The 12,791-nt window shown below is 44.6% G+C and carries 14 protein-coding genes and 1 tRNA gene; 6 read left to right on the top strand and 9 right to left on the bottom strand.

What is annotated here, in order from left to right:
- Window positions 1–251: 251 nt before the first annotated feature.
- The 5 genes from ICN48_RS03755 to ICN48_RS03735 all read right to left on the bottom strand — a co-directional run bounded on the left by ICN48_RS03755 (window position 252) and on the right by ICN48_RS03735 (window position 5,676).
- On the bottom strand, window positions 252–1,109 hold the full coding sequence (locus ICN48_RS03755) for an FUSC family protein (protein WP_216152369.1): 858 nt from the start codon (window positions 1,107–1,109) through the stop codon (window positions 252–254).
- Entirely contained in the window at window positions 1,085–1,990 is a 906-nt protein-coding gene (locus tag ICN48_RS03750) for a hypothetical protein (RefSeq protein ID WP_216152368.1), read from the bottom strand. The genes ICN48_RS03755 and ICN48_RS03750 overlap by 25 nt, the downstream gene beginning before the upstream one ends.
- On the bottom strand, window positions 1,968–3,029 hold the full coding sequence (locus ICN48_RS03745; protein WP_216152367.1) for an HlyD family secretion protein: 1,062 nt from the start codon (window positions 3,027–3,029) through the stop codon (window positions 1,968–1,970). The genes ICN48_RS03750 and ICN48_RS03745 overlap by 23 nt, the downstream gene beginning before the upstream one ends.
- Window positions 2,974–4,422, bottom strand: a complete 1,449-nt coding sequence (locus tag ICN48_RS03740) for a TolC family protein (RefSeq protein ID WP_216152366.1) — start codon at window positions 4,420–4,422, stop codon at window positions 2,974–2,976. Before ICN48_RS03740 ends, ICN48_RS03745 begins: the two co-directional genes overlap by 56 nt.
- A gap of 127 nt (window positions 4,423–4,549) precedes the next feature.
- A protein-coding gene (locus ICN48_RS03735; protein WP_370624129.1) for an IS3 family transposase occupies window positions 4,550–5,676 on the bottom strand; the annotation gives its coding sequence in 2 pieces (ribosomal slippage) (window positions 4,550–5,409 and window positions 5,409–5,676; 1,128 coding nt in all).
- A gap of 346 nt (window positions 5,677–6,022) precedes the next feature.
- Between ICN48_RS03735 and ICN48_RS03730 the strand changes: the two genes are divergently transcribed.
- The 4 genes from ICN48_RS03730 (at window position 6,023) to ICN48_RS03715 (ending at window position 8,809) form a co-directional block, all read left to right on the top strand.
- On the top strand, window positions 6,023–6,952 hold the full coding sequence (locus ICN48_RS03730) for a helix-turn-helix domain-containing protein (protein ID WP_216152364.1): 930 nt from the start codon (window positions 6,023–6,025) through the stop codon (window positions 6,950–6,952).
- A gap of 149 nt (window positions 6,953–7,101) precedes the next feature.
- Window positions 7,102–7,539: a polymer-forming cytoskeletal protein gene (locus tag ICN48_RS03725; RefSeq protein WP_216152363.1), complete on the top strand. Its 438-nt coding sequence runs from the start codon at window positions 7,102–7,104 to the stop codon at window positions 7,537–7,539.
- An 86-nt stretch (window positions 7,540–7,625) separates the two neighbouring features.
- Window positions 7,626–8,537, top strand: coding sequence for a M23 family metallopeptidase (locus ICN48_RS03720; protein WP_216152362.1), 912 nt, complete (start codon window positions 7,626–7,628; stop codon window positions 8,535–8,537).
- A 110-nt stretch (window positions 8,538–8,647) separates the two neighbouring features.
- Window positions 8,648–8,809, top strand: a complete 162-nt coding sequence (locus ICN48_RS03715; protein ID WP_370624132.1) for a BrnA antitoxin family protein — start codon at window positions 8,648–8,650, stop codon at window positions 8,807–8,809.
- A 247-nt stretch (window positions 8,810–9,056) separates the two neighbouring features.
- Here ICN48_RS03715 and ICN48_RS03710 read toward each other — a convergent pair whose 3' ends face one another.
- Entirely contained in the window at window positions 9,057–10,664 is a 1,608-nt protein-coding gene (locus ICN48_RS03710) for an Arm DNA-binding domain-containing protein (protein ID WP_216152360.1), read from the bottom strand.
- Window positions 10,657–10,890, bottom strand: a complete 234-nt coding sequence (locus ICN48_RS03705; protein ID WP_216152359.1) for a hypothetical protein — start codon at window positions 10,888–10,890, stop codon at window positions 10,657–10,659. The genes ICN48_RS03710 and ICN48_RS03705 overlap by 8 nt, the downstream gene beginning before the upstream one ends.
- A 156-nt stretch (window positions 10,891–11,046) precedes the next feature.
- Here ICN48_RS03705 and ICN48_RS03700 point away from each other — a divergent pair, with 156 nt between their 5' ends.
- Complete coding sequence (locus tag ICN48_RS03700; RefSeq protein ID WP_255539444.1) at window positions 11,047–11,271, top strand: helix-turn-helix transcriptional regulator; 225 nt, start codon at window positions 11,047–11,049, stop codon at window positions 11,269–11,271.
- Between the two features lie 148 nt (window positions 11,272–11,419).
- Here ICN48_RS03700 and ICN48_RS03695 read toward each other — a convergent pair.
- Window positions 11,420–11,495 (bottom strand) — tRNA-Arg (locus ICN48_RS03695).
- Window positions 11,496–11,598: 103 nt separating this feature from the next.
- Here ICN48_RS03695 and ICN48_RS03690 point away from each other — a divergent pair.
- Entirely contained in the window at window positions 11,599–11,826 is a 228-nt protein-coding gene (locus ICN48_RS03690) for a hypothetical protein (protein ID WP_255539443.1), read from the top strand.
- 52 nt (window positions 11,827–11,878) lie between these two features.
- Here ICN48_RS03690 and rsmI read toward each other — a convergent pair whose 3' ends face one another.
- Window positions 11,879–12,772, bottom strand: coding sequence for a 16S rRNA (cytidine(1402)-2'-O)-methyltransferase (gene rsmI, locus ICN48_RS03685; RefSeq protein ID WP_216152358.1), 894 nt, complete (start codon window positions 12,770–12,772; stop codon window positions 11,879–11,881).
- Between the last annotated feature and the right edge of the window lie 19 nt (window positions 12,773–12,791).

Below are 12,791 nucleotides of genomic sequence, written 5' to 3'. Positions count from 1 at the left end.
AGGCAAAATGCATTTCAGAGGAAGGTGCAAAAGCGGTCACGCTGATTCTGAAACAGGTGGTCACGCTCACTCTGAAATGACCGGTCATTTGCCTGAAATGGGTGGTCACGCTGGTCTGAAATACGCAGAAAGTACTAAAAAACTATGAATAACAAAAATGAGGATTGCGCTGAGCATAAAAACATCAATACCTCCGCCAAAGATATTCTCAGCATAAAAATTGAGTAGCTTGAGTGGGTTTTGAAAATTAGTCATGTTCTGTAGTTAAGAGACGTTATTTGAGTGAACTTGCTAAGGGCATTATTTAGCTTCAGCGCCCTTCTTTGAATCGTAGACTTTATTTTGGCCTGCATTTCGACAGGCTCCTGCTGGGCATAGGAGAGATCTAAAAGGAGCGATATCACTCTTTGTTGCACTCTATTAATCCTATTGGCAGCACGTAGCTCATTACACGGGCCGCCAAGTCCATACCCAGAAGCGGAGAGTAACTCTTCAAAAGATTCTGACTCTGCTTTTAGCGCCATTGCCTGATCGACACCTGCCAAAGTGCTAAGTTGAAAGAGATTCTTGGAAATACTAGCTGCAATTTTTTGAGTCGACTCTACTAACTCAACTCTGGCATTACGGACTCCATATACATATTTTTGAATAAACAAAAATAAAGTGATGCCCGCTAAAACAGCCATAAAACGTGCAATGAGAAACGATATTGGCTCAAAAGAGGTAAATGGCAGATTCATATATTCAAAATTAAGACAAATCGCCACGGTTACAACCATAATGAAGTAACGATAGTTTTGCTGAACAGCAAACCCCAACACATAAGCCAAAATAATGCCCACAAGAAACACAAGCTGATTGTTATATCTTAGGAATATTTCCAAAACTGTGGCTATTAGCAATCCAGCAATGGTGCCTATGATTCGGTTGCGGGACTTTTCTATTGTCAAACTTGCGCTAAAGGGTCCAATGATCGCAGTCACCGATACTGCTACCCATAATCCTTGATCCCACTGCAAAACTTGAGCAACTAGAAGTGAGAGAACAATTAGCCCCACGACCTGCAAAATTCTATTTTTAAAATTTAGGCTAGGCATTTTGAATTCCAATACTCAGCTAGATCTTTTATGGTAGCGGCCAATTTGGCATCTCTCAAAACCTCAGTGCTCTGCGTCAGCTTATCTAGCTCTATTACACGTGATTGGCAGATAGAACGATGAATTACATCAAGCACATCCAGCGTGGATTTGGCATGTATTTTTTGAGCAAATGAATTACCCCTGATCTGGAGCTGGAGTGACTTGAAGAATGGCATTAATCCATAGATGGCTGGCTGAACTTGCTCAGCCTGGTTTTGCATCGCCAACAAGCTCATCAAGGTCTGATTATCAAACTTGTTCAAATTTGAATCGCCCCCAATAAATTGGCGATCAGCCTCTATTAAGCGAAGCGCTGCACTTTTAATAACCCGATCATGAAGATTTGGAAAAAGAAGCAAAGCAAATAATCCTGCAGCAGCATATTCAAAATAGAATAGAGCGTGATTAATCACGCCATTAAGATCGGTTGCAACATCTCCCTCAAGCGAGACGATTCCGATCAGAATCAATATACCCACTACATTCGCGCTCATGCCATCTTTAGCAATGAGGCGGTAAAGAATCAACGACCATACTCCTACGCCGACCAATAAACCCCACTTGAAATAGGAAGCCAACCCAAAAATAGAGTTGGTAATGACGCAAAGTATGGCGATGCAAATGTAGCCTAGGACCTTTTTCTTACGGGAATTCATTGGCGGCAATTCAGTTGCTGCAACGGCAACAGCCGTAACTAGCATTTCTAGAACTGGAACTGTTGGTGATTTAAAGAATGCATTAACGATAAAAAGCACAACCCCAACATAAGCCACTTTTAAGGCTGACAGGCGGCACACCCAATAAGGGTCTGCCCGATCAAATAAGGGGCTACTGACCGCGTATACGAACATACGCAGACATCCCATTCTCAAGAGGATACTTAGGATCAGTGCTTGTTATTTCAATAATTACTGGAAGTCTTTGAGGAAGTAAAAGCCATTTATTTTCTGTGGCAATAATTTGATTACCCGTGAAGGGTTGGGTAATTTGCCTAGTAATGCCAAATGGATTGCTAACAACAACCCCTTCGAACGATTTGCTTCCAAAGTAGATTCTTGGGTATACCGTTACTTTGTCGCCCTGCTTTACGCCAGCCAAATCTGTTTCTTCGATATTGGCTTGGACATATACATTGCCGCCATTTACTAGAGTAAATAACGTTTCTCCGGGCGCTATATTTTTACCAATACCTAAAAAGACGTTTTGGACTTGACCATCCGTAAGAGCCTTAATTGTGGAATCATTTAAAACAATTTCTGCCTGATCTCTGGCGCTCTTTAATACTGTCAAATTATTTTTAGCCATCTCAACTTCGTATTGATCTATTTCCAGCTGATCTGCGAACCCTGCTGTGATATTTGCTTGAGCCTCAATCTTATGCTTCAAATCAGAGAGCTCAATTTGTGGAATGCCGCCTTTCACTGATGGATGATTTTTTTGGCGATATTGATTTTTAAGAATTTCTAAATTCTCTTTGGCTGCCTGCAAGTTGTGCTTTGTAAGATCAACTTTTTTGGATAGGGCTTTAATACTGGTTAAGCCTTTTTCATATTGCGCATCTGCAGCCTCAAAGAGTAATCTGTAGTTATCCGAATTTAGCTTTACTAAAGTATCTCCCGGCTTAACTACCTGCCCATTCTTAACCAAAACCTCAGCAACTGATCCGGCCACTTTCGAAGAAACTGGCGTTTGAATGCGGACAATGTAAGCATTGTCAGTTAATGTAAATAAAGAAGTTAAAAAGTATCCGATGGCAAGCAATCCACCCAAGGCGAAGATTGCTGTAGCAAAGTTGACCCTGCCCAATTTCTGACGCAAATTGAGCTGGGCAAGTTTACTTTTGAGTAGGTCGTACTGTTCCGTTAGATATTTCAAGATTTTGTTCTTCATAAATTGATCCACCGCCCATGCTTTGATATAACTTAGCCATTGCAATTAACTCAGTAAGCTTTGTCTGCGTTACTGCAGCATCTACCAAGTTATATTGGGCTTTATTTTCAAGAAACTGCGATTCAGAGAGTAAACCCTGCCGATACATTGACTCTGATATTTTCAAATTATTTTTAGCTTTAACAAATGCTTCAGTGTCATGCCATAGCTTTACTCTTTGGGCATCGTATGCAGATAACGCATCATCAGTTTCACGTAATGCAGAATTAACTATATCAATGTAAGCAATAGCAGCCGATCTATAAACTGCATTACTGGAGCTAATAGCCCCGATTATCTTAGGGTCAAGCACCAATGCAGCGTACGCAGCCTGAAAATTAGCATTTGAGCTGGCGTTTGATCCGTTCTGAGTGGTTTTTATATTAGTCACCAATGCGTTTAAGCTAATTGATGGAAACAGCGAACTGGCAGTCGCGGTCACCCCATAGTTTGTAGCATCTAATCTTGCCCTTGCAGCAGCAACATCTGGTCTAGTAGACACTACAGATGCCGGCATATTTCCTGGGGATGGGACATCGGTATTAATTTGATCCAATGATTGCTTGGTTTTAATTCGACCAATTCCTCTGCCCACCAGAATTAAAAGAGCATTTTGCGCAGCCTGATGATTTGCGTAGTTTTGTGCAAGCTGGCCTGAGATTGCATTTAACTCCAGCTCCAATTGATTCTGGCCATATTGAGTACCTAGGCCTCTTGCAGATAAAGAAGAGGTGATTTGAGCACGCTTTTTTAAAGACTCCTGCATATCCCGCAGTATCTGAGTCTGGCGTTCGGTTACCAGTACTGCTACATAAGCGGTAGTTACTTGGGCAATCATCGCCGTTCTAACCGCAAGGTAGTCGGCCTGAGAGGCCTCCAGTATTTGCCCTGCCTGATTTTGCCTGGCTGGCTGCTGCAATAAATTCACTACATAGGTGGGCAAAAAGCCAACAAAGCCTCCTATATTAGCTACTGGGACAGACAGTCCTTGGAAAAATAGCGTGGTATTGCCATTGATTGATCCCCCAAAAAAATTGAGAGAAGGTAGCCAGCCAAGTTTGATCGTATCAAGTTGTGCCTGAGCTTGCTCGATGTTATTAATAGACTGGAGTACTTGACGGTTATTTTTTAGACTCTCGCTGACGAGTTCATTTAACTCATCGCTTTTGAGCTGTTGCCACCATGGATACAGAGGCAAAGACTGTTCTTTGGAAACGTTTTGACTTGCAGGCCATTGATCTGGCAATGTAACCTGAGGTGGCGTACCGTCGCCATACATCATGCAACCATTTAAAGCGGCACAGATGACGTAGGCAGAAATGAATTTTGTCGTAGCAAAGACTTTGGGGGACATGCTCAAATTTAGGCCATCTAATGCAGGTTTATGAGTAATTTATTACCAATTATGACCCGCTTTGATAGAACTGGCTCTGCTCCTTTGAATAGTTTTCCCCAATTTATAAGTGGATTCTCTACTCTGCTTAAGCTGCCTTTAATGCTGGGGGCAGGATCTTAAAATACATCTCATCTGGAGTCATTCTATCAAGACTGGAGTGTGGCCTTTGGGTGTTGTACCAAGCAAGGAACTCCAAGATCTTACTTCTGGCATCGGCAACGGATTCATAAGCATGCAGGTAGACGTGGTCGTACTTCAGAGTTTTCCATAGTCTTTCAATGAAGACATTGTCCCGCCAATAGCCTTTGCCATCCATGCTAATTTGCGCCCCTGATTGGGTCACCAGACTAACAAAGGCTTCTGCCGTAAATTGACTGCCTTGATCGACATTCACGATTTGTGGATAGCCATGCTTTTGATAAGCCTCTTCTAGCACTTCTACGGCATGGCAGGCTTCTAGCGTAATAGCCACCTTAGCCGCCAATACTTTACGACTAGCCCAGTCAATCACGGCAGTCAGATACACAAAGCCTTTGGCCATGGGGATGTAGGTCGTATCTAAGGCCCAGACTTGATTGGCCCGGTCAATTTTCATGGCGCGTAGCAAATAAGGATAGATCTTATGTCCAGGATGCTTGGCGCTCGTGTTCTTCTGGCAGGATAGCGGAACAATGCCCATCTTCTTCATGAGCGTGGATACATGGCGTCTGCCGACCTTAAAGCCTTGGCGGTTTAGTTGATCGCGCAGCATCCTTGCTCCCATGGTGGGGTGTTGTAGATGTAACTCATCAATGTGGCGCATGATTGCCAAGTCTTTACTTGAGGCGGGTTTTGGCAAGTAATAGACCGTGCCACGGCTGATGTTCAAGAGTTTGGCTTGGCTACTAATGGGCAGTTCGTGATCTGGAGCAATCATTTGCCTGCGCTCAGCAACCCCGCTTTGCAAAGCGCGCTTTCCAAAAAATCATTCTCCAGTGCCAGCTGACCAATCTTGGCATGCAGCACCTTCAGATCCACAGGCGGGGTATTGGGTTCACCTCCAAAGACATCGGCTGCCCGGTCTACGAGCTGACGTTTCCATTCAGTAATCTGGTTGGGGTGGACATCATGCAGCACTGCTAGCTCTGCGATGGTCTTATCCCCAACAATGGCTGCTAGCGCCACTTTGGCTTTTAACTTAGGTGAGTGGGTACGTCTTGGTCGTCTTGCCATTTGCTCTCTCTACTTTCTGGCCTAAAGGGCCTATTAAAATAGCAGAGAATTCACTTATGGGGGTGTTCAGATTTGTGGGGCCAGTTCACTTGGAGTGGTACTAAAAATCAAAGCGGGTCATTTATCTGTCACGATGAATCGTAATGTGTGGTCACGATCGCTGAAATAGGCAGCTAGCCCATTCTAATATTTTCAAATCCCGTGCTACCTTTCGGGGTTGTCAAAGACGTTTGTCGGCGCGAAGAGTGGGTTTTGAAATTCCCCCCCCCCATAAGTATGGGATAGACAAGAGCAGAACCGGCCTGTATTTTTACGACTATCTAGACTTTAATGATAAGAGTTTAATGTGCCGAAAATTATTGGGAGTCGCTTCAAACAGGCCAGGGAGTCTCTAAACCTCTCCATTGAGGACTTAGTCAAAAAAACAACTTATTCCAAGCTTCAATTGCAGCAAATTGAAGAGGGCGGCCACAGGGCTTTCTATACTTTAGCAATTCAATTTCAGTGTGCGAAGAAGGTGGCGGATATTTTGGGCCTAAGCCACGAAGAGGCTTTTGAGGCCACCCAGAGTGAAATGCTAACAGGTGTAGACTCAGACTTAAGTTTGAATACATCGAAAATTCATGCAGATGCAATAAATGCCGATTGTAAATTGGTGGAGCTACGTCAACCGCAGAGCCAGCCATCCATGCCCGTCATCGATAACAAGAAAACCAAAAAAACAAGCGCAAAAACTTGGCCACTTTGGAGCATTGCGGTCGCTATGATTGTTGCTGTAATGTGTGCTGCTGTTCCCCCGATTTTAGAGGCTAAGCGGCCTGGGCTAGTTGCGGAAGAAAGCTCCGGGCCACCCCCTCCGGTGGAGCAGGCAGATCCAATGGATGAACTGGCTACGGCCCAGCCAGCCGAACGGCAAAGTCTAGAGCAATCCCAGGGATCTTCTGCTCCCCAAAAAAATACTACATTGTCTTGCCAACTGCCTGAATCACCCAATCTGAGCATCGCGGGGTATATTCCCTCAAAGGCAAGTAAACCAGGCAATCAAATATATGTGCTCAATAAAGGAGTGGCGCAAACCATTTGCTTTGAAGATGTTACCGGGAAGTTGCGCGAGCTTACAGTATTGCCAAACGAAGGCTTTAGTTTTTTTGGACGACCTCCTTTTAAAATTGTTTCAAAGACACTAAATCAATTTGAAATCTACTATCAGGGGTTCAGAGTGAGGCCAGAGCTGCTTGGTCAAGCCATTTCATTGAGCGAGCTTAAGATTGATTAGGATTATTTTTTGGCTAGAATTGCCTCCCCGCAATGATCAAGATCATGGGTAGCCAATCGAGAGGATTGGCAGAGTGGCCTGAATGCATTAGCAATTATGCCGCAACTTTTTTAAACAGGCCGCCACCCTTCATTATACAAAGAATGTCTATGTTTAAGAAAAAAAATTTAACCCTAGGGAAGTCTAATGAAAGTTTTGAATCCATTATTGGGGAATCTTTACGAATAGATGGCAATCTAATCATTAGTCAATGCATTCGAATTGACGGGGTGGTCAACGGCAATATCTTTCAGGAGGAGGGGATGGAGGCGACGATTGCTGTAGCCAAGGGGGCCAAAGTCACAGGCGATGTTCGTGCGCAGCATGTCATTATTTCAGGCGAGGTAAATGGCAACATTTTTTCGGCTAATCGGGTGGAATTATTAAACACCGCTCGCGTTCAAGGTGACATACGTTATGGCTCAATTGGCCTAGAGGTTGGCGCCAAGATTACTGGCAAGCTCGATGAAATAAATCAGCTTGATTATCCATCCTCGAGTGAATTGGTTATTGAGCAGGCTAAGAAAAAAAATCAGCCGGCTAATTAAGTTTTGATATGCAGTTATTTTGGGTATCAGGATCGGTTGGAAAAATTAGAAGGGTTAATCTAACCCTTAAAGCTCTTGGCATTGCTATGCTCCTCTTTTCGGCTTGCTTAATTTTCATCGGGGTGGGCTTGCAATATGCTGGGTTTCGGATGGCGGTTGAATACAACCCAAAGTTAGCTCGGCAACTTGGCAATCTTCATACTGCCGTGGAGATAGAAAACCTCAACTCTTTTTATCGCACTCGCCTAGTTGAAATTCAGGCGGAGCTTGATAGTCACCACAGGAAGGCTATTCAATTGCAGCTAGCTAATGAGAAGCTCATCGCTCTAGCCACTCCGCCAGCCATTATCAAGGAACGTGCTAATGCCAAATCCTTGGGCGGCCCTTACTTGCCCAATCGAGGCAAGGGCAATGATAATTTATCGGGAAGTCTGTTTGATGCTTTTGCAAGTATCTTATCTGGACTGAGAGAGGCAAATAATCACCTTGATCATGCTATTGAGCATGTCAATCAGCGCATTGCTTGGTTGGGTAGCAAGCCAATAGGCTTTCCCATTCAAAGGAATATTGATATCTCAAGCCCATTTGGCGAGCGTATTGACCCAATTAATCGTGGGTATAGCGCTCATCAAGGCATTGATTTTCAAGCCCCTATGGGGGCGCTGATTTTTTCCTCAGGAGTAGGCATTGTTGACAAGGCTGGCTGGGATAGCGAGTATGGCAAAGAGGTCATACTTAATCATGGGGATGGTTATTCCACGCGCTACGCCCATGCCAGTGAAATTTTGGTAACTAAGGGCATGAAAGTAGAGCGCTTAACTCCGATAGCCAAGGTGGGTAAAACCGGCAGGACTACCGGAGCGCATTTGCATTTTGAAATCTTGAAAGATGGTAAACCTACCAATCCAAACCTTTGGCTTGTGGGTTTGCGCCCTGAAGTTGGGCTAGGCGAGGCGACAGGGGACCCAGACAAAGAAAAGAGAGGAAAAGGACCATGAAACGCAACTTAGCCCTTACCAATAAAGAAGGTGAAGTAAGAGAATTGCCTTGCGAGGACTTCAGAGAGTTCAAATCTGCCCCAAGATGCTACCCACATACCTCATGAAAAATAGGGGTTTATGGCCCACAAAAAGCACCTAAAAAGGTGGCGGCTAACATTTGCCTATCACCCGATGCGATTCGGGAGCTCAAGACTGCTGGCGATAGATGGCAGGCTAGAGTTTCTGCTACTTTGCGCCATATCAGTAATGAACGTCCTATTGCTGGATAACATTTTGACATCGAGCAAGGGGTGATGAAATATTTTTTTGGAGTGTAAATTGACAACAAGGTATTGCAGTAGTTGCAACTCGACTCGGTTGATTGACGGTGGTCAAGTTGTGAGTTTTCGTAGCAGTGATGGAGCTATTCGTACACGCTGGCGCTGTCATGTGTGCATGAAGGCGGCCCAGAAAGTCAACACAAAGCTGGGCAAATGCTTTAGGTTGGTTTACAAAGCCTAGCTAACGATCTTCTCGCTAAGGTCTTCGCAATAACAGGGTCCCCGCTGGGTGATCTGAAGGTGGGATTGAGTTAACTTTAGGGGGCACAGAATGGCCCGAATGTTTGGCAATTTCTAACCAAGGATTGGCTATCAGCGCAGCATCGGCATTTGGATTTACCCGAGTGTCGGGTAGCTGATTTGGCAAATTCGGAGGGGCAAAAGGAGGCAACTTGGGTTGGTTTATTGCCTGAGGCTCGGGCAATTGTGGCGTTTGTTCAATTGCCTTAGTTGCTCGACTCTGAGTTTTCGGTAAATGATTCACTCCAATGCTGTTCGGATTTATACCTGAGTGGGCACTTACTTCATTGAGTGATTGGGGATCCACAATGGGGTGTGGCTGGTCTTGCATCTGCGCTGCCATGAGTCTTTCAAAGGCGCTTCCATCCTGGCGGGTCAAGTTTGGAATGAATCGTGAGTACACTCGAAAGAGCATCTCGGTGGTGGTGGTGTGTCCCATCTGACGTGCGATCCATTCGGGGGCTTCTCCAGAGGCCAACATGAGGGTGGCAAAGGTATGGCGAGTTTGATAGGGCACTCGCTTTTTCAGGCCCAACAATCTTAAGAGCGGATACCAAACTCGCTTAGAAATATTGCGATGAGAAATCGGTGTTCCCGCGCTGGTTGCAAAAACATAGACGCCCTGCCCTGTCACTTTGTGTTGAGCCAAGAGTGCATCAAAGACCATCTGAGACATTTGGATGTCGCGTTCGGATTCTCCGGTTTTGGGAGTTTCCTCATAGTCATTCACAATCGTCTCTTTTATGGAAATCGTACGGCGCTCAAAATCGACGTACTGCCATTTGAGGCCATCGATCTCACCAGTGCGAGTGCCGGTAAAGAAGCGAACAATGTAGTAATTCTTAAAGTCGGCCCGAACCGTGCGAAGAATATCTTGGACTTCTTGTATGGTGAATGGCTGAACATCAGTCTTACCCACTCTTAAGGGTTTGATATTGATAAAGGCCGGGGCAAATTCATATCGGTCGGCAGCCTCTGTCAATATCATCCGCAATGGAGTCATGATGTGATTAATGCGGGAAGCAGAAAGACTCTCTTTGTTCTTAATTCCCGGCAACTTAGCTAAAGATGCCCGAAAGGTAAGAATGTCACCCTTTTTGATTTCATTTACTGGTCTAGGGCCAAATTGATGAATTAGGGAGTTATTCAGTACACCTCTGGTGGTCGTTCTATGGGAACGCTTCCACCCTACTTCCATCTCTGAGTACCATTGATTGGCAAAGTCAGAGAACAAGGGCCCATTAGCTTGGGCTTGCACGGGGAGGGTTGTAATAGGGGTTGGTTGAGTCTTAAAAGAAGGGTCAATCCTTGATGGTATTGATTCTGGTGGCGATCCGTTTTCCAGCAATTCGATGGCAAGAAGCTGTTTACTGCCTGGAAAGTAGTCTCGATAGCAAAAGGTACGGCTCTTAATCTTGCCCGTAATTTCATCTAAAACCTTTTGCATCTTTTTGCGATTAAGTTTGGAGTCCTCTAATAGAGACTGCTCACGGCACCGCACCTTGAGGTATTGAAAGTCAAAGTACAGTAGCCCCGTTTCTTTTCTTACGCGGATATTAGGCATATAGGGCATCTCCTTGAGCCATTGGAATTGTCGAGATTGCAGCCATGGCTTTAAACATGTCTTGCTCCACGTTTTCCCAGATATAGAGAATCTTGCGACCTCCAAAAGGGCGGAAATAGTGGCGACCCTCTAATAAGACAGAGTCCTTGAGCTGATCGCGAATCGTGCGGGGGTCATATTTGATGCGAGCCGATAGCTCTTCGGTTGTTAGATAGGTGTTGTTCATAGCGGTAAAGCTCCTTTAAATTCATTACAATCAAATGATCATTTTGTAGTCATGAAGGCTAAAAGTGATCTTCTGTAGATCATTATATGCCTATTATGATCTATTGCAAGTATTTATTTATATTTGAAGATACATAATGATCTTTAGGAGACTATTTTGCGGATTTACCTGGCGCGGATGCTTGGAGAGCACAAGAAGAAGATTTCAGATGTAGTGAGGGACACTGGCGTGAATCGGGGTACGCTAACGCGGATGTATTACGAGAGGGTGGAAAGAATTGAGCTCGATGTGCTCGATATCTTGTGTGAATACTTTGGGTGCACAATTGCCGATTTATTAGAACCCCAGAAGCCAGGGACTAAAAATGACACAGAGGCTTAACTAAGCTAGTACTCAGCAGGGATTCTGTGCCAAATAATTTGTCACAGAGTTGGGCGCAGATTTGTCACACAGACAAAAGAAGAGGCGGAGAAAAAGCCCTGAGATTCACCCAAATTCAATAGAATCAAGGCTTAACGATATTACTTAGTGGTGCGCCCGGCGCGAATCGAACGCGCGACCCTTGGCTTCGGAGGCCAATACTCTATCCACTGAGCTACGGGCGCTAGTGAAAAACTGGTTTCTCTCATATTGTAAGTGCCTATAAGTTTAATCTCTAGTTATAATAAGTGTAAGGCAACCCTTAAAACCGTTAAACGATAAATTCTTATGAGCAACGAGCACGGAAATCTGATTAAGTCCCCAAAACAACTCATCATCATGGTGTTTGTAAGCTTTTTTGTGCCACTCATCATCATTTTGTTGTTAATGGTATTTGTGAACAATGGCAAGCGTGCAGATTCGGCTGCTTCTGCTGATCAAATCATTAAACCAGTTGCGCAATTGAATTTTAAAGATGCTAGTGAGCCTACGGCACCTGCAAGCAACGCTAAATAAATCTTTGACTTCTATAAAAAAGCTGGCCTTGTGCCAGCTTTTTTATTTCCATCTACTCGCTCTTTGCATCTAAGGCAACTTGATACGCCTCTTTCTTGCTGAGGCCTAATGTTTGCGAAAGAACGGCGGCAATTTCTTTGCTGCCGAGATAGGGGCTTAGTGCGCTTGCCCATAACAAAAGAGAGGAATGCTCGGGAGCCTCATCACCATTAGATGAGCGCCCTGCCACCACAATCACAAATTCACCCTTAAGGCTCTCTGCTGTGTCAAGCCAATTGGCAACATCTTGCGCCTGAAGTGATACAAGCTGCTCAAATTTTTTAGTTAACTCACGGCATACTAAAAGTTGACGACCGATCTCTAAATTTTTTGAGAGCAAAACCAAAGTCTCTTTAATGTGATGTGGTGACTCAAAAAAGATGCTTGCCTTTTTGCTGCTGGAAATATCTTGGATAAGTGCATCACGCCCTTTAGTTTTATTGGGCCAAAAACCCAAAAATTGAAAGCGACCTTCCGAGTTGTGCATTACGGAACCGGCTGCTGAAATCGCGCTTGAGACTGCACTTGCTCCCGGAATAGGTATGACTCTTAGGCCTGCTTTTTGAACCTCATTTACCAGCCTTGCGCCGGGGTCTGAGACTCCTGGCGTACCTGCATCTGAAATATATGCCCAACGCTCGTTGTTAGCCAGATGTTGGATAACAGTTTGTGCCCCAGTGATTTCATTGTGTTCATGTAGCGCTAAACATTTTTTATGAATGCCAAATTGCTGCAGTAGTGCTGCGCTATGTCTAGTGTCCTCACAAGCAATCCCATCGACTGCATTTAAAACATGCAGGGCGCGCAAAGTAATGTCACCCAAGTTGCCAATAGGCGTAGCAACCATATAAAGAGCCCCAGCAGGCAAATCTTGTTGTTTTAAAAAATCAAATGAGCTAATTTCCATGGGGGCTGCCTGAAAAGGT

It is taken from the genome of Polynucleobacter sp. JS-Safj-400b-B2, assembly GCF_018881975.1.
Lineage (GTDB): Bacteria > Pseudomonadota > Gammaproteobacteria > Burkholderiales > Burkholderiaceae > Polynucleobacter.
The sequence above is the reverse complement of the archived record's forward strand: the minus strand, read 5'-3'. Positions and strand labels throughout refer to the sequence as shown.

Excerpts from the sequence above, each read along its gene's own strand:
- ICN48_RS03750 (WP_216152368.1), bottom strand. The coding sequence starts at position 1,990 with ATGTTCGTATACGCGGTCAGTAGCCCCTTATTTGATCGGGCAGACCCT.
- ICN48_RS03745 (WP_216152367.1), bottom strand. The coding sequence starts at position 3,029 with ATGAAGAACAAAATCTTGAAATATCTAACGGAACAGTACGACCTACTC.
- ICN48_RS03740 (WP_216152366.1), bottom strand. The coding sequence starts at position 4,422 with ATGTCCCCCAAAGTCTTTGCTACGACAAAATTCATTTCTGCCTACGTC.
- ICN48_RS03725 (WP_216152363.1), top strand. The coding sequence starts at position 7,102 with ATGTTTAAGAAAAAAAATTTAACCCTAGGGAAGTCTAATGAAAGTTTT.
- ICN48_RS03720 (WP_216152362.1), top strand. The coding sequence starts at position 7,626 with ATGCTCCTCTTTTCGGCTTGCTTAATTTTCATCGGGGTGGGCTTGCAA.
- ICN48_RS03710 (WP_216152360.1), bottom strand. The coding sequence starts at position 10,664 with ATGCCTAATATCCGCGTAAGAAAAGAAACGGGGCTACTGTACTTTGAC.
- ICN48_RS03705 (WP_216152359.1), bottom strand. The coding sequence starts at position 10,890 with ATGAACAACACCTATCTAACAACCGAAGAGCTATCGGCTCGCATCAAA.
- ICN48_RS03690 (WP_255539443.1), top strand. The coding sequence starts at position 11,599 with ATGAGCAACGAGCACGGAAATCTGATTAAGTCCCCAAAACAACTCATC.
- rsmI (WP_216152358.1), bottom strand. The coding sequence starts at position 12,772 with ATGGAAATTAGCTCATTTGATTTTTTAAAACAACAAGATTTGCCTGCT.